Consider the following 16,477-nt stretch of genomic DNA (forward strand, 5'->3'; position numbering starts at 1 on the left):
CAGCCTCGGGTCGAGGGACGATGCGAAAGCCGGGCAGTATGTGGAGCCTTGAGACCTTGGGGCGCGTTCGTCTGTCCCGGTATTTCTTCATGCGCGATTTCCTCTATTCCGAGATCGGGAACTTTCACCAGAAACAGAACATTCCAGACAATCCTGATCTGGCTATCGAGACGGGACGCGCGTTCTGCGAAACTCTGCTGGACCCGCTGGAAGAGACCTTTGGCAGGATCGCTGTGCGCTCAGGCTATCGCTCACCGTCGCTAAACAGGTTTGGCAATGAAAACAAACTGAACTGCGCCCGGAATGATCACCCGTTGGAATGCCACATCTGGGATCGTGGGGACGGGGATGCGCGGATTGCCGGGGCGTCTGTTGTAATTCCGTGGTTTGCAGATCAGCATGCGCAGGGCCGGGATTGGCGGGATCTGGCATGGTGGATGCATGATCACTTGGATTATTCCGAGATCTGGTTTTTTCCGAAACTCTGCTCTTTCAATTTAGTGTGGCGCCCGAAACCGCAGCGTCGGATTGACAGCTACATTGCGCCACGCGGATGCCTGCTGAAACCGGGCGCTGAGCCCGAGGAAAGTGCGGCTTCACGGCGGTCCCGCTATGCTGACTTTCCGGCTTTTCGGGCAATCGCCTATCCGTGACGTTCCGCTTGTTTGAATGTGATAAACTCTCAACCTGACTACAAACCCAAGGGCTCGGATTACCGAGCATATGGAGCCCCCGCGTGATCGAGCCGCTGGTACTGCTACCTGGACTGATGTGCGATGCCCGACTGTATCGCCCTCAGATCGAGGTGTTTTCGCAGACGCGACCCGTAACCGTTGCGCCGCTCTCAGCAGGTGAGCGTATCGAAGAGATCGCCTCGGGTCTATTGGACCAACTTCCACATCGGTTTGCACTGGCTGGTTTAAGCATGGGTGGTGTGGTGGCGTTAGAGCTGATCCGCCGGGCCCCGGAACGTGTGTCACGCCTGTGCCTGATGGCAACTGATGCGCAGGCGGACACGCCTCAAATTGCCGCCGGTCGCGAAGACCTGATCATTGGCGCGCAGGGTGGCCGGTTGGAGGAGGTCATGCGGAAACTTGTGGGGTCCGACACGCTGGCACCGGGCCCGCAGCGTATTCCCATCCTGAACGGCTTGCTGGCAATGGCACAGGATTTGGGTGTTGAAACCTTCGTGCGTCAGATGCGTGCCCTGCAACGACGCCCGGATCAACAGGCCGCATTGCGCCGCATCAAGGTGCCCACGTTGGTTCTGTGCGGTGCGCATGACACTCTGACACCGGTTAAACGACATTCTTTCATGGCAGAGCTCATTCCCGGAGCGGAACTGCTGGTTATTGAAAAGGCCGGTCACTTACCGACCCTCGAAACGCCCGACATCGTCAATGAGGCGCTGCAAACCTGGTTGGACGCCCAGCAACGGTTTGATTACTGGTAAAGCGTCGCGCGTTCGGTCTTTGAAATGACAGTTGGCGTCACTACGGGTTTACCGGTTTCTCGGTCGAAAAACGGTGTGTTCTTCCATCGCCCAGACAGGCGCGATCCGACGGCCCTGCGCAACAGTCCAAAAATAGCGGGGCCGGGATTTTCGTGCTTTTGCTTTCCGTTCGGTTGGGGAACAAATCCACGTGTCGTGACGGGCCCAAGCGCCGAAGCACCTCCCGCAACCCTGCCGACGATAACGCCAGCAAACGGGAGTTTCGCGGTTTTGGGCGTTGCCGCCAAAGGTGCGTTACAGCAACTGGCGTACCAACGCAGCATGCCCTTGGGGCTGAGTTGCATCGCCGCAAGATACTGACTTCCGGTGCTGATTTCGATCGCATCCGGTGCGATCTGAAAAATCTCGACAGGCCCAGGTGCCGGGTCAGGTTGCTTGAAATATAGTTGAGCGGCCCGGCAATCGTGGCAGAAACACTCAACATGTGTCCCTTGCTGAACACCGCGGGGTGAAATACGTCCCTGCAAGTTGCCGCATTGGCAGGAAAAGGTGAGGCCATTTTGCGCTGACCCACTCATTTCGGTTAGGCAACCTTGTTGGAATTGGCCGCGCGACGGTTTGGTTTCCGCGTATTTTCGTTCATGAAATCAATCACAAGAGGACGAATGTTGTCGCGCCAGCTGCGGCCTGCGAAGATACCATAGTGACCGGCGCCGGGTTCAACGTGGCTTGCCTTTTTGCTGTCGGGCAGGCCGGTGCACAAATCCAGCGCAGCAATACACTGGCCGGGTGCGGAAATGTCATCATTTGCACCTTCGACAGTCTTCACCGCAACATCGGTAATCTTACTGATGTCCACCTTGTGCCCCGCGACCACGAACTCGTTTCTCGCGATCTCTCGATTCTTAAAGACCCGCTCGACCGTCGAAAGATAGAACTCGGCTGTCATGTCCATAACGGCCAGGTATTCGTCGTAGAAGCGGTTATGCGCATCCTGATCTGAGGCCTCGTCCCGCATGACGCGCTGAATCTGGTCGGAAAACGCTTTGGAGTGACGATCTGCATTCATGGACATGAACGAGGCCAATTGCAGCAGACCCGGATAGACCATACGTCCAACGCCTTTGTACTTGAAGCCAACGCGCTGGATCATTGTTTCTTCCAACTGGCCCATGGTGACGCGACGGCCAAAGTCTGTCACATCGGTCGGCGTTGCGTCCGGATCGACGGGGCCACCAATCAGCGTCAGAGTGCTTGGCTGCGCTTTGGGTTCGATTTCGGCCAGGTATGCCGTTGCGGCCAATGTCAGAGGCGCAGGTTGGCAAACGGCAACAACATGGGTGTCCGGTCCAAGCTCTTTCATAAAATCTACAAGGTAGAGCGTGTAGTCTTCGACATCGAATTTACCTGCGGACACAGGGATATCGCGCGCATTATGCCAATCGGTGATGTAGACTTCGCAATTGACCAGAAGGCTTTTGACCGTCGAGCGCAGCAACGTTGCATAGTGCCCGGACATCGGGGCAACCAACAGCACTTTGCGGGGTTGTTCTTTCCGGCCATTGACGCGGAAATGTACCAGATCACCAAAAGGGCGTTCCAGAACAGTCGTGATTTCAACCAGATGATCCTTGCCATCTTCGCAGGTGAACGTGCGAATACCCCAATCGGGCTTTGCAACCATCCGCTGAAACGTACGCTCGGTAACCTCGCCCCAGGCGGCCATCCAGTTGAATGCGGGGTTCGGCACCATCGAAAACATCGGATAGGACGCCATCGCGCTGGCGGTTGCACCAAGCCATTGGTTGGTGTTTCGCGCAGTTTCCATCAGGTCGTAGGTCATCATATAGCGCATAAACGGGGCCTCCTGAGTGTCAGCCTGATAGTTCGGACCATTCGTCGCTTTGCCCCCCAGCACCCACGACGTTATTCTGCATAGCAGCGAGGTTAGGGGGGAATTGTTAAAATGACAACTAGTGAAGACCACATGCCAGACGTATCCGAAGAACACATTGAACGCCTTAAAGAAAATATGGATAAGGTCGAGAAGTTATCGAAGCGCCTGATTGAGGTCATGGCTGTAAAACGGCCCCACACTCCCGCGCTGGACGGCCCGAATCAAGAGCTTTTCGCACGGGCAGCAAGTGCCTATTGGGCCGAGGCTTGGCAAAATCCCGCCAAATTACTGGAACAGCAGATAGAATTCTGGGGTAAGTCAGTGCTGAACTTTGCCGAGGCGCAGAAAGCGCTGACTGCGTCTGACGCGGAAGGCGAAGCACCCAAGCCAGAAGACAAGCGATTTTCGAACCCTCTTTGGGAAACTAACCCCTATTTCCGTCTGATCCGCCAGCAATACCAGACCAATGCGCAAGCGATCGCGCAGGCTGTTGCGTCCGTGGACGATCTGGATGCCAAGGACAAAAGGCGGCTGCAGTATTTCTCGCAACAAATCGTCGACATGATGGCGCCGACAAATTTCCTGGCGACCAACCCGGATGCCTTGCAAAAAGCGGTCGAAACCGAGGGCCAGTCACTGATCAAGGGGTTGGAAAACCTTGTGTCAGATCTTGAGGCCAATAACGGAGAACTGGTCGTCAAACTGGCAGATGAAAGTGCCTTTGAGGTCGGCGGTAACCTGGCGACGACGCCGGGGGAGGTGGTTTTTCGCAACCGGATGATGGAACTGATTCAGTACAAGCCGGCGACCGAAACGGTTTATGAGACTCCGATTGTCCTGTTCCCGCCCTGGATCAACAAGTTCTATATTCTGGACCTGAAAGCCCAGAACAGCATGATCAAATGGATCACCGAGCAGGGATATACCCTGTTTGTTGTGAGCTGGGTCAATCCGGACGAAAGCTATGCCGAAACAGGCATGGAAGACTACATTCAGGATGGTTTCCTGACTGCAATCGAGACGGCCAAGAAGATTTGCAAGGTCAAACAGGTCAACGCTGTGGGGTATTGCATCGCGGGCACCACCCTGAGCCTGACGCTGTCACTGCTGAAACAACGAGGAGACAAGTCGGTCAAATCGGCGACTCTGTTCACCGCATTGACGGATTTTTCCGATCAGGGAGAGTTCACGCCCTTCCTTCAAAACGATTTTATCGACGGAATCGAAGAAGAAGTGAAAAAGGAAGGTGTTCTGCGGTCGTGGATCATGGCGCGCACAATGTCGTTCCTGAGATCACGTGACCTGATTTATGGCCCGGCCATTCGCAGCTATATGATGGGTGAAGTGCCCCCGGCCTTTGATTTGCTGTACTGGAACGGAGACGGGGCCAACCTGCCTGCGAAAATGGCGGTTGAGTACTTGCGTGGGTTATGTCAGCGCAACGAATTCGCCACCGATGGCTTTGAGTTGCTGGGGCATAAGCTGAAGCTTGGTGACGTTGATGTGCCCCTGATGGCCATCACATGCGAAACCGATCACATCGCGGCGTGGAAAGATTGTTATCGCGGTGTGCAAAAGATGGGCTCGCGATCAAAAACTTTCGTGGTTTCCGAGTCGGGTCATATTGCGGGTATCGTGAACCCGCCCAGCAAGAAAAAGTACGGGCATTACACCAACCCGGATTTGAAACCAGACGCCGCCACCTGGTTAAAGGAAGCCGATTTTCATGAAGGGTCATGGTGGCCCATGTGGGATGCTTGGCTGAAGAAACGTTCAGGCAAGCAGGTACCGGCCCGTGAACCGGGCGATTCGAAGCACCCGAGCCTGGCTGCTGCACCCGGAACGTATGTAGTGGCAAAACCAAACGCCTGATTTCATTCTGAAACTTAATTATTTCTGCAGCGCAGCAAAAAAAACTTGCAATGCTGCGTTGCAGCAATCATATTGTCCTCAAGCTGATGAAACCCGGGGTGGGCCCGGACTGGCTAAAAGGATTAAGACAATGGCTAAGACCCAAGACTTTACCGCGATCATGAAAGACATGATGGGTGCATTCCCTGTGGACACAACCGCAATGGAAGGCGCATTCAAATCGACCGCCTCGCTGAACGAGAAGCTGTCGGGCGTTGCTCTGGAAGCAGCTGAGAAATCGGCAGAGATCTCGAGCAAATGGACCAAAGACACGCTGGCTAAACTGACCGAGATGTCGAAAGCCAAGGCAGAGCCTGCCGACTACGCAAAAGCAGCAACCGATTTCGCAAGCGCGTCTGCTGAAGTTGCAGCCGAGAACATGGCCGCTTTCGCAGAAATCGCGAAAAAAGTTCAGACCGAAACCGTCGAACTGCTGATGGCTGCTGGTAAAGAAGCTGCGGAAGAAGCATCCGCCGCTGTAAAAAAAGCAACCAACGACGTGACCACAGCCGCTAAAAAAGCTGCTGCTGCGAAGTAAGAAAAGTCAGCGAAACGCACCCGACCCTCCCTATAGGTGCAATCGCGTTGGGCAGGTCCATTGACCTGCCCTTTCTTTTTGTGCTGCACTCGCATAACCTGTGCTGCAACGCATCATCCTTGGGGAGGGAACCCGGTGTCGGACCAAGAAAAACCGCTGCTGATCAAGCGCTATGCCAGCCGTCGGCTGTATAACACCGAGACCAGCGATTACGTGACGCTCGAAGATATCGCGGGGTTCATCCGCGACGGGCGCGAAGTACAGATTATCGACCTGAAGTCCGGCGACGACCTGACACGGCAGTATCTGCTGCAAATCATTGCCGAACATGAAAGCCGCGGCGAGAATGTGCTGCCTGTCAATGTTCTTAACGACCTGGTGCGCAGTTACATGCTGCCGGGCGGAGGCATGATGCCACAATTCCTGCAAAGCTCGTTCGAGATGCTGCGCGAAAGCCAAAGCAAGATGATGGAAAACATGAATGCCATGAACCCGATGTCTCAGATGCCGGGTTTTGACGCGTTGCAAGCACAGCAGCAGGCATTTTTGAAGGCTATGACAGGTGGGTTGTCTGGCAGATGGTCCTCGCCAGAGAAGGAAAGCGAAAAGTCAAAGCCGAAAGAGGATCTTGACGATATCAAGAAGCAGTTAGCTGAACTACAACAGAAGCTTTCAAAGCTAAATTGAATTGAGCCCGAGTATAAGGCCCACCAATTAAGTGGGCCAGTTTTAGTCTCAGGTGCCGTAGACCGGCATTGGGCCGGTCACTTCGCCGACGGCGGCCAGCAGAATATCCGCGATCACGTCCAGCTCTGCGCGTGTCAGGCGTACGGGCAGTCGGACGTCACACGCTTTCATCAGCATGTCACGTGTTTGCGGCAGCTCGAACGTTTCCGGCAGGAATTGCCAGTTCCAGAAGGCGCGTGCATTGTCCTGGCTCAGGCCAAAGACCTGAACTTTGACGCCGCGCGCCTCGGCTGCGGCGGCAAATGCGCGAATCTCGTGTTCCTGCAACCCAACCAGATTGAACTGAATCGAATCCGGCGCGCGCTGCTCGGGGGGCAGTGGCGCGGGCACGTCGATATGGGGTGAGGTATTCAAGCGCCCGGCAACATAGTCGTGGTTCGCCAGACCATCGCGGACACGACGGGCCAGTTCCGGGATCTGCGGGCGGATCACAGCAGCGCTCAGGTTGTTCAAACGCAGGTTATAAAGCGGCAGCTTGTTCTGCCAGCGGACGAAGGCCTCTTCCAACTCGGGCGAGTTGTCACCGTGCGGTCCTTTGTGTTTCTTCCAGTTATGTTCGTACGCGCCCGACATGATGACGGCACGGGCCACCAGATCAGCATCGTTTGAGATCAGAATACCGCCTTCGCCCGCATTGATCATCTTGTAGGACTGAAACGAGAAACAGCCGACCTTGCCGATGGTGCCGATATTTTTGCCATGCCAGGTTGTGCCCAGCGAATGTGCGGCGTCTTCGATCACCGGGATGTCACGCGCGTCACACAGCGCCATGATCGCGTCCATATCAGATGTGTGGCCGCGCATGTGGCTGATGATCACCGCCTGAACACTATCCAACTTGGCCTCGAAATCGGCCATGTCGATGCGATAATTCTCACCTACTTCGCACAGAACCGGAATGCAGTCCGCGTGGATGACTGACGAGGGAACCGCCGCAAAAGTGAAGCCGGGGATCAAGACGCGCGCATCGCGCGGCAGACCCAGTGCCTTGAGCGACAGGAACAGCGCAGCAGAGCAGGATGAAACAGCGAGAGCGTATTTTGTGCCCAGCAGTTCGGCAAACTCGGCCTCCAGCAAAGCCACCGGGGCATCTTGCGGGGCGGTATAGCGAAACAAGTCGCCCGACTGCATCAGGGCGTCGATGGCTTCTTTTGCTGCTTCTGGGATGGGTTCGGCGTCATGAACGTTTGGTGGAAGCGTCATATTTGGATTTCCCGAATTCTATCTTTGGTAAAGATAAAGCTATTCAGGTGGCAATCCAAGCCCTCAATCGCCGTGCCAGCGAAAATTTACCAACTTGTCACAAGTAACGTGGATCAGATCCCAAGCCGGTCTCGCATGGCGAACCATGTCATTGCCAGCACGAGCAGCGGGTTGCGTAGGGCGGAACCGCCGGGGAAAGGCAGGGTTGGCACGCGGGCCATTGTATCGAACCCTTCTGCCTGCCCCTGTATGGCCAGTGCCATCAGTTGCCCGGCGTGGGTCGCGGTGCCTACACCATGGCCGGAATAGCCGGAAGCAGACAGAATATTGGGTGCGACACGTACCAGATAAGGCATCCGCCGCATGGTAATGGCCAGAGTTCCACCCCATGCGTAATCGATTTTGACATCGCGCAGATGTGGGAAAATCTCGGTCATCGGCTTGCGGACCTTCGCCGCGACATCCGCAGGAAAACGATAGCCATAACTTTCGCCGCCACCGAATAGAAGCCGGCCATCGGCGCTGAGGCGGAAATAGTTCACCACGAACTTGGTATCCGCGACCGCGACATCCTGAGTCAGGACCCGCACAGCCTCGCTGCCAAGGGGTTCGGTCGCTGCGATGAAGTTGTTGATAGGCATGACACGGGCCGCGACGGTACGGTTGAGATTGCCAAGATAGCCATTGCAGGCCAGCACAACATGGTCGGCCCTTACGTTCCCCTTGGCGGTCCGGATCAGCGCAGGCTGGGTTTCGTCAATATCGATGACTTCGGTGCCCTCAAAGATGCGAACACCCGCTTTGGCCGCAGCCTGCGCCAACCCCAGCGCAAAGTTCAATGGGTGCAGATGAGCGGCCCCCATGTCCACATACCCGCCCTTGTAAGCGGGTGAGGGGCACAGTTTGTGGCCTTCGTCTTCATCCAGTAGCTTGATCTGATCATAGTGATACCGGTCGGACAGATGGCCTGCATGGTTATGCAGCTCTTTTCGTTCTGAAGCTGACAGACCCAGAACCGCGACGCCGGGTTGCAAGTCGCACGCGATCTGATGCTTGGCGATCAGTGACTTGACCAGATCCTTGGCGTCTTCGGCCAACTCCCACAGCTTTGCGGCATCCGCGTCTCCGACAAGACGCTCGAGGTCTTCCTGATCCATCCGCTGCGCGCTGCCCAGTTGGCCACCATTGCGCCCTGAGGCACCAAATCCGACACGGTGGGCTTCAAGCAGAACGACATCTAACCCCGCCTCGGCCAGATGCAATGCTGCGGACAGGCCTGTGTAGCCGCCGCCCACAACGCAGACATCCGCCGTAATATCTTCGGCCAAAACAGGAAAGCGTTCTGTTGGGTTTGCCGTCGCGGCATACCAGCTGGCAGGGTATTCGCCCTTGCGGTCATTGGAATAGAGCAGGTTCACGAAAAGTCTCAGACGTTGATCAGCAGATGTTCCCGTTCCCACGGAGAGATGACCTGCAGAAATTCTTCATACTCGGCCCGTTTCACGATGCCATAGACACGGGCAAACTCGGGGCCAAGGATTTCGTGCAGGGCTGTGGCTTCGTCAAACAGATCCAGCGCATCGCCCATGACCTGCGGGATATCCCCTTCGCCTTCATAGGCGTCACCATAGAATTGACGACGCGGACGCTCCTGTTCGACCAGACCCAGATAGCCGCACGCCAGCGACAGGGCGATGCCCAGATACGGGTTGCAATCCATACCGGCGATGCGGTTTTCGACACGGCGCGATTCAGGTCCGGACAGAGGAACGCGAATGCCTGTAGTGCGGTTGTCGCGGGCCCATTCCAGATTGATCGGTGCGGCGTGGTCCTTCACGTAGCGACGATAGGAGTTCACATAGGGTGCCATCACGGCCAGACCGGCGGGCAGATGGTTCTGCAACCCGGCAATGAAGTGATAGAATGCGTCCGTTTCGCCGCCCTGCGGGCCCGAGAAGATGTTCTGTCCAGTCTCCATGTCGATAATCGAGTGATGGATATGCATGGCCGAGCCCGGCTCTTCCTCGATCGGTTTGGCCATGAAGGTTGCAAAACAATTGTGCCGCAATGCCGCCTCGCGGATCAGGCGTTTGAAGTAGAATACCTCATCAGCAAGTTTGACCGGGTTGCCGTGGCGCAGGTTGATCTCCAACTGACCCGCACCGCCTTCCTGGGTGATGCCATCGATTTCGAACCCCTGATGTTCGGCAAAGTCATAGATATCGTCGATGACCGGGCCGAACTCGTCCACCGCAGTCATCGAATACGCCTGCCGCGCCGCAGCCGGGCGGCCAGAACGCCCCATCATCGGCTTGATTTCCTGTGCGGGATCGACGTTGGGGGCGACCAGAAAGAACTCCATCTCTGGCGCAACAACCGGTTTCCAGCCTCGGTTGTGATACAGCTGGACCACGCGTTTCAACACGTTGCGTGGGCTATAAGGGATCGGATCACCATCCCGGTCATAGGCGTCGTGGATCACCTGCAGCGTCCAGTCCCCGGTCCAGGGCGCGGCTGAAGCCGTCGAATAGTCGGGCTTTAGGATCATGTCCTTTTCGATGAACCCATCGTCACCTGCGGCTTCACCCCAGTCCCCCGTGATGGTCTGGAAGAAGATGCTGTCGGGCAAGTGAAAGTAGGCTTGCTTGGCAAATTTCGTGGCAGGCACGGCCTTGCCGCGTGCAATTCCGGGAAGGTCCGAGATGATACACTCAACCTCGTCCAGCCGCTGTCCGTGGAAATAGGCTTTGGCGGCTTCCGGCAGTTTATCAGTCCAATCAGCCATCAGGCTCTCTCTTTCTTTAAAAACTCGGCCATATGGCGCGCGATTGTGGCGTTGTCATCCGGGGCGGTCTCGCGATTTGCAGCTTCGCGCATCAGGTCTTCGGGGACGACGCCTTTCCCCCGTGTGCGCATCAGGCCCGCGACAAACCCATTGGTGAATTCAGGGTGGGCCTGAACCGTCCAGATCGTGTCTCCATAAGCCAGCATAGCGTTTTCGCAAAATGCGTTCTGACCCAAAACGCGCGCCCCTTCGGGCAGCGCGACAACCTGATCCTGATGCCAGGCATTCAGCCAGACTGTGTTGCCGTCATATTCGTATTCAGTGCGTCCGACGGCCCATCCGCCCGAGAATTTCTCGACCTTGCCGCCCAGTGCCTGCGCGATGATCTGATGTCCAAAGCATACGCCGATCAGTGGCTTTCCGCTTTGCTGAATCTCTCTGACCAAGTCTTCCAGTGGGGCGATCCACGGCAGGTCTTCGTACGCGCCGTGGCGCGAACCGGTAATGACCCAGCCATCTGCGTCATATGCGCCGCCTGGGAATATGCCGTCGACCACGGCAAAGGTCTGGAACTCAAATCCGTTGCCACCGAGAAGTTCAGGAAACAGCTCATCATAGTCGCCAAATTCGCCATGCAAGGCATCTGGTGTGTGGCCGGTTTGTAAAATGCCGATTTTCATGTGTCACCAAATTTGATCAAATTCACTCTAGCTGAGTCCCAATGAGGCGGCAAGGGGGGTCAAACCGCCTCGAGATAGCTCAGCCAGTGATCTTCAGGAGTGATGCGCTCAAATCGTTCAACTTCCTGTCGCTTGGTCATGGTCAGGTACTGGATCAGGTCAGCCGAAAAAAGTCGGGAGACCAGGGGGTCGGTCTCAAACCTGTCAATTGCGGCCGCCCAATCCGGCATCAGTTGCGGCAGATCTTCGATATCGTAGGCATTGCCTGTAATTGGGGCAGGGGGCTGCAAGCCGTCTTCGACTCCAACAAGGGCTGCGCCCAAAACCGCCGCTAACATCAGGTAAGGGTTTATGTCTCCACCTGCAACGCGGTGTTCGATGCGCCGCGCTGCCGGTGCTCCGCCCGGGATGCGAATTGCGGCTGTTCTGTTCTCATAGGCCCAGCAGGCCCCGGTCGGTGCATGCGCGCCCGGTACAAGCCGTGTGTATGAGTTGCCATGCGGAGCAAAAATCAACGTGCTGCCTGGCATGGCTGCCACACAACCCGCGACGGCGGAATGCAGAATGTCGGTCCCTTCAGGCCCGCCATTGTCAAACACATTGCGCCCACGTTGGTCCAGCACCGAGAAATGCACATGCATCCCATTGCCCGCGTCATCGGCATAGGGTTTTGACATGAATGTTGCGGCAAACCCGTGTTTGCGCGCCAGGCCGCGTGTCAACGCCTTGAAAAGCCACGTATCGTCGGCACAGCGCAAGGCATCCTGATGATTCAGGTTGATCTCGAACTGGCCAACGCCACTTTCCGAGATGGCGGTTTGCGCGGGGATGTCCATGGCGGCGCAGCCATCGTAGAGGTCTGTAAAGAAATCCTCGAACGCATCCATTTCAGCGACCGACAGAACGGACTCATGTAACAAACGGCGTCCGGTGATCGGGTTCAACGGAGGTTGCGGTTGCGCACCCGAAGCATCGATGAGCGTGAATTCCAGTTCGGTCGCCGCGACGACCGACCAACCGCGTTTGGCATATCGGTCAAGAATGGCAGACAGAGCGTGACGCGGATCACCCGCAAACGGAGTGCCTGCATCGTCATACAAGCTCATCGGAACCAGCGCCGTTTCTTTCGGAAGCCAGGGGACAGGCACAGGACCCCGGTTGGTTGGGCGCAACACACCATCCGCATCGCCGGTTTCAAACACCAGCGGGCTGCCGTGAATGTCCGCACCCCAGAGATCGACATTGAGCGCCGAGAACGGCATGCGCACGGCGCCTTTTTCCAGCTTTCCCGCATATTCAGGGGGCACGCGCTTGCCCCGCATCTGACCGTTCAGGTCACAGGCAGTCACACGAAAACTGTGCAGGGCGCTCAGGTCCATCGGGGGCTCCGTCAATTCTGTTTCCCCGTGATGTACTTCAATGGATCGGATTTGTCATCAAATTTGATCAAATTTTGATTTTTGGATCAGATCTGTATGTTCGGCTTGGTTTTCGGCTGATAACACAGGAAGCCCTGCTGGCAAGGCTCGCGCCTTGCGTTTCCATCGGCAAAGATGTCGTGGGAACAACTGGTAAAGCATTGATCATATTGGTCAATGAATGCGTCGGATGCAGGGTCTTGAAACGTTTGATTCCACAAGGGGTGTGTGCGCGAAATCGAGACGTAGTGCGGCGCTTCATCCCGCAGAACAGCTTCTTTCTACTTTCCGCAAGATTTGGCTTATTTTGGCGATTTTTCTATGATAGCTGCGGGTTTCGTACTCTTGAGGATGGTTGAATTGACTGCACGTGGAAGAGATAAAATTCGACACCATGCAGCCCTGAGCATCGCCCCGATGATGGACTGGACCGATCGCCACTGTCGGTATTTTCATCGGCTGCTTAGTTCGGAAACCTTGCTGTATACCGAGATGGTAACCGCACCGGCGCTTGTTCGGGGTGGGGCGCTGCATCTGTTGGATCATTCACCGCAGGAGCATCCCGTGGCTTTACAGTTGGGCGGGTCCGATCCGGCGGAGTTGGCGCAAGCGGCGAGACTGGGTGCTGATGCAGGATATGATGAGATCAATCTGAACTGTGGATGCCCGTCAGACAGGGTGCAGTCCGGTACTTTCGGGGCGGTTCTGATGAAAGATCCGGCGCGGGTTGCAGAATGCGTCGCAGCAATGCGCGAAGCGGTGACTGTGGATGTCACGGTCAAATGCCGCATCGGCGTGGATGATCAAGAGCCCGAAGAAGTTCTGCCCGCGTTCCTTGAGCAGATCAGCGCGGCGGGCTGTCAAAGAGTAACGATCCACGCGCGCAAGGCGTGGTTGCAGGGGTTGAGCCCCAAGGAAAACCGCGATGTTCCACCGCTCGACTATGACCTTGTACATCGGATGAAAGCCGCATTTGCGGATCTGCATATATCGATCAATGGTGGTATCGCCAGCTTGGACGAAGCAGCAGCACATCTGGACGCGGGTCTTGACGGTGTCATGATCGGTCGGGCGGCCTATCATCAGCCCGGTGATATCCTGGCAGATGCCGATCAGCGCATTTTTGGCGTTGGAACCGTTCGCGATCCGATGACGGTTGTTCAAGAAATGGTGCCCTATATTGAGATGCACCTTGCCAATGGCGGGCGTTTGCACCAGATCGCACGGCATATGCTGGGCCTCTTTGCAGGGAGTCCCGGTGCGCGGGCATGGCGGCGCGCATTGTCCGAAGGGGCCGTGCAGGAAGGGGCCGGGCCAGAAGTCATGCTACAGGCCTTGAACCACATAGCGCCGATGGCCGAGGTTTAGACGGCAAAGGGGGGACGATGCCCGAGACAATGTTGCTGGCCCAGATGATGGGCCTTTTGCTTGTGATCGGCGCGCTGGCCGGTGTGCTTGCCGGGCTGTTGGGAGTGGGCGGCGGTATCGTGCTGGTCCCCGCGTTCTTCTATGCGTTTCAAACGCTTGGCTATGGCGGTCCGCAATTGATGCAGCTCTGTCTGGCGACGTCGCTGGCCACGATCATCATAACGTCTATGCGGTCGGTTCTTGCCCACAACAAGAAGGGCGCGGTGGATTGGGATATCCTGCGCGGTTGGGGTCCGGGTATTGTCGTCGGCGCAATTGTCGGAGTGCTGGTCGCATCGGCCCTGCGGACCGAGGCTTTGCAGGCACTGTTCGGAATTCTGGGCATGGTGATCGGTGCCTATCTTGGGTTGGGTCGCGCAGAATGGCGGTTGGGCGACGCAATGCCCGGCGGTATCAAACGGGCCGTCCTGTCCCCACTGGTCGGGTTTCTTTCCGTTCTGATGGGCATCGGCGGTGGCAGTTTCGGTGTGCCGCTGATGAGCCTCTATAACACCCCTATCCACCGCGCGGTCGCGACCGCTGCCGGGTTTGGGGTGATCATTGCCGTACCGTCGGTCATTGGGTTCTTGTTTGTGGATATCGCCCCCGAGCATCGACCCCCGTTGACCATTGGCACGGTTAATCTTGTGGCCTTCGGGATCGTTGTTGCAATGACAATGGTTACCGCGCCCTGGGGGGTAAAGCTGGCCCATGCGATGGACCCAAAACCGTTGAAACGTGTCTTCGCCGTGTTCCTGACGCTGGTCGCGCTGAATATGCTGCGCAAGGCCGTGGGATTATGAGCGATTTTTCGGCCCGGGGCTGGGTGAAATTCCCGTATGACTCGGTGCTGGCCGAATGGGTGAACCACGCCTTGCCTGCCGCACGGGCGTCGACAACGGACCCGGCCCATGCGGAATGGTTGGATTGTGAAGGGACGTGGTTCATCGGTGTCGACGCACTGCCCAATGACACGAAGGGCAGGGTCGGGCAGTCCGGGCCTCTGACCGGAAAGGCCATGGCGTTCATCGACAAGCACTTTGGAGATTTACCGCTGCACAAGGGGCAGGTTTCGGTTGTTTATCCGGGTTATCCGCGCCCGCGCCGGGGCGAGAATGAAGCGGCCACTCGTTACCGTCGACACAGGGATGCGGCCCATGTGGACGGTTTGCGCCCGACAGGACCGGATCGCCGCCGCCGGGTTGATGAACCTCATGTCTGGATTCTGGGCATTCCACTGACCGAGGCCAGCGCAGACGCGTCTCCGATGGTGGTGTGGGACGGCAGTCATCACATTCTGCGGTCCGCGTTCAGGCAGGCGCTTGAAGGGATGCCGCCTGAGGTCCTGCACGACGTTGACATAACGGACATCTACCAATCCGCCCGTCGCGAGGTGTTTGCGACCTGCCCAAGGATCGAGTTGCCTGCAAAGCCGGGAGAGGCCTATCTGCTGCACCGCCATTGCCTGCACGGGGTTGCACCTTGGGCCGAAGGGGCGACGGCGGGGCAAGATGGTCGAATGATCGCCTATTTCCGCCCCGAATGTGCCGGTGGAGTAGCAGAATGGATCGAATCCGCCTAACGTCCTGTCATTATTTGGCTTTGGAGGTTTTGACCGATGATGACGGTTCATACGAATTCTGACGGTGCACTCATAGAAGTCGAGTTGTCGGGGCAAGTAACCAGCGCCGATTACACCAATACTCTGGTACCCGCGATCGAGGCTGCGCTAACCGAACATGACACGGTTAGGTTACTGGCGATAATACAACCGGAATTCCAGGGGTACGATCTGGGCGCGGCCTGGTCTGACACCAAGCTGGGGTTAAGCCATTGGCGCGGGTTCGACCGGATCGCTGTTGTGGCGGATCAGGGCTGGGTGCAGACAAGCGTTCGTCTGGCTGCCCCCATTCTGCCCTGTCCGGTTCAGGTGTTCGATCTGACCGAGCTTGAGGGTGCCCGACGCTGGATGCGTGAGTCACTGGGATCGATCCACGTGACTGATCTGAGCGGCCCATGTGTTCAGATCAGCCTTTTGGGTAAGCTGGACCCCGAAAGGTACAAACAGGCAGAACGTGATCTGGATTCGCTTTTGCAGGACCGGCCAGGCTTTCGCCTGCTGATAGACCTCAGGGAGTTTGACGGCTGGCAAGGGCTGTCAGCGCTTGCGGCGCATTTTCGGTTGGCCAGCCGACATATCGGACAACTGGACCGAGCCGCGATCGTTGGGGACAAAAGCTGGCAGCGAATGGCACAGAAGGTCGCGAGCCATGTGTTAGGGACCCAGACGCAGTTTTTCCCGTCCGAAGAGTACGACAACGCCAGCGCATGGCTTGCCGCCGGATAAACCTTTGACTGCGGAACGCCTGAGCAGGCAACACCCAATCGGTCAAGGTTCGTGACGCAGCCTCGAATCCGGTCGTGCGATGTCAGGCATG

Annotated in this window: 16 protein-coding genes; 9 read left to right on the forward strand and 7 right to left on the reverse strand. The window is 56.9% G+C overall.

Annotated features, from left to right (window positions below):
* Positions 1-38 precede the first annotated feature (38 nt).
* Both I9188_RS00580 and I9188_RS00585 read left to right on the forward strand, forming a co-directional pair.
* A complete protein-coding gene (locus tag I9188_RS00580; protein ID WP_209504858.1) occupies positions 39-653 on the forward strand; it encodes a hypothetical protein in 615 nt (204 codons plus the stop codon).
* An 83-nt stretch (positions 654-736) separates the two neighbouring features.
* A complete protein-coding gene (locus I9188_RS00585; RefSeq protein ID WP_209503417.1) occupies positions 737-1,453 on the forward strand; it encodes an alpha/beta fold hydrolase in 717 nt (238 codons plus the stop codon).
* On the opposite strand, the gene I9188_RS00590 is transcribed toward I9188_RS00585, so the two are convergent.
* A complete protein-coding gene (locus tag I9188_RS00590) occupies positions 1,444-2,031 on the reverse strand; it encodes a DUF6151 family protein (protein WP_209503419.1) in 588 nt (195 codons plus the stop codon). The genes I9188_RS00585 and I9188_RS00590 overlap by 10 nt on opposite strands.
* A 5-nt stretch (positions 2,032-2,036) precedes the next feature.
* Complete coding sequence (gene phaZ / locus I9188_RS00595) at positions 2,037-3,308, reverse strand: polyhydroxyalkanoate depolymerase (protein ID WP_209503422.1); 1,272 nt, start codon at positions 3,306-3,308, stop codon at positions 2,037-2,039.
* A 111-nt stretch (positions 3,309-3,419) separates the two neighbouring features.
* Between phaZ and phaC the strand changes: the two genes are divergently transcribed.
* The 3 genes from phaC to phaR all read left to right on the forward strand — a co-directional run bounded on the left by phaC (position 3,420) and on the right by phaR (position 6,486).
* The gene (gene phaC / locus I9188_RS00600; RefSeq protein ID WP_209503424.1) at positions 3,420-5,222 is read left to right on the forward strand and encodes a class I poly(R)-hydroxyalkanoic acid synthase; all 1,803 of its coding nucleotides are present in this window, start codon (positions 3,420-3,422) and stop codon (positions 5,220-5,222) included.
* Positions 5,223-5,352: 130 nt separating this feature from the next.
* On the forward strand, positions 5,353-5,799 hold the full coding sequence (locus tag I9188_RS00605) for a phasin family protein (RefSeq protein ID WP_209503426.1): 447 nt from the start codon (positions 5,353-5,355) through the stop codon (positions 5,797-5,799).
* A gap of 135 nt (positions 5,800-5,934) precedes the next feature.
* Positions 5,935-6,486, forward strand: a complete 552-nt coding sequence (gene phaR / locus I9188_RS00610; protein WP_209503428.1) for a polyhydroxyalkanoate synthesis repressor PhaR — start codon at positions 5,935-5,937, stop codon at positions 6,484-6,486.
* A 48-nt stretch (positions 6,487-6,534) separates the two neighbouring features.
* Here the strand turns inward: phaR and I9188_RS00615 are convergent, their stop codons facing one another.
* From I9188_RS00615 to I9188_RS00635, 5 genes are all read right to left on the reverse strand, one after another.
* On the reverse strand, positions 6,535-7,749 hold the full coding sequence (locus I9188_RS00615; protein ID WP_209503430.1) for an aminotransferase class I/II-fold pyridoxal phosphate-dependent enzyme: 1,215 nt from the start codon (positions 7,747-7,749) through the stop codon (positions 6,535-6,537).
* A 113-nt stretch (positions 7,750-7,862) separates the two neighbouring features.
* A complete protein-coding gene (locus tag I9188_RS00620) occupies positions 7,863-9,167 on the reverse strand; it encodes an FAD-binding oxidoreductase (RefSeq protein WP_209503432.1) in 1,305 nt (434 codons plus the stop codon).
* A gap of 8 nt (positions 9,168-9,175) precedes the next feature.
* Positions 9,176-10,534 carry a glutamine synthetase family protein gene (locus tag I9188_RS00625; protein ID WP_209503434.1) on the reverse strand — a complete coding sequence of 453 codons (1,359 nt, stop codon included), beginning with the start codon at positions 10,532-10,534 and terminating at the stop codon, positions 9,176-9,178.
* A complete protein-coding gene (locus I9188_RS00630) occupies positions 10,534-11,214 on the reverse strand; it encodes a type 1 glutamine amidotransferase (RefSeq protein ID WP_209503436.1) in 681 nt (226 codons plus the stop codon). The genes I9188_RS00625 and I9188_RS00630 overlap by 1 nt, the downstream gene beginning before the upstream one ends.
* Before the next feature lie 59 nt (positions 11,215-11,273).
* Positions 11,274-12,593, reverse strand: a complete 1,320-nt coding sequence (locus I9188_RS00635; RefSeq protein WP_209503438.1) for a glutamine synthetase family protein — start codon at positions 12,591-12,593, stop codon at positions 11,274-11,276.
* 390 nt (positions 12,594-12,983) lie between these two features.
* Between I9188_RS00635 and dusA the strand changes: the two genes are divergently transcribed.
* The 4 genes from dusA to I9188_RS00655 are packed head-to-tail and all read left to right on the forward strand — an operon-like array spanning position 12,984 to position 16,386.
* Complete coding sequence (dusA, locus tag I9188_RS00640) at positions 12,984-14,000, forward strand: tRNA dihydrouridine(20/20a) synthase DusA (protein WP_209503440.1); 1,017 nt, start codon at positions 12,984-12,986, stop codon at positions 13,998-14,000.
* A gap of 17 nt (positions 14,001-14,017) precedes the next feature.
* Positions 14,018-14,842 carry a sulfite exporter TauE/SafE family protein gene (locus I9188_RS00645; protein ID WP_209503442.1) on the forward strand — a complete coding sequence of 275 codons (825 nt, stop codon included), beginning with the start codon at positions 14,018-14,020 and terminating at the stop codon, positions 14,840-14,842.
* Positions 14,839-15,621 carry a hypothetical protein gene (locus tag I9188_RS00650; RefSeq protein ID WP_209503444.1) on the forward strand — a complete coding sequence of 261 codons (783 nt, stop codon included), beginning with the start codon at positions 14,839-14,841 and terminating at the stop codon, positions 15,619-15,621. Before I9188_RS00645 ends, I9188_RS00650 begins: the two co-directional genes overlap by 4 nt.
* 39 nt (positions 15,622-15,660) lie before the next feature.
* The gene (locus tag I9188_RS00655) at positions 15,661-16,386 is read left to right on the forward strand and encodes an STAS/SEC14 domain-containing protein (RefSeq protein WP_245223694.1); all 726 of its coding nucleotides are present in this window, start codon (positions 15,661-15,663) and stop codon (positions 16,384-16,386) included.
* Positions 16,387-16,477 lie beyond the last annotated feature (91 nt).

The sequence above is a fragment of the Ruegeria sp. HKCCSA071 genome, assembly GCF_017872555.1.
In the GTDB taxonomy this organism is placed as follows: domain Bacteria; phylum Pseudomonadota; class Alphaproteobacteria; order Rhodobacterales; family Rhodobacteraceae; genus Ruegeria.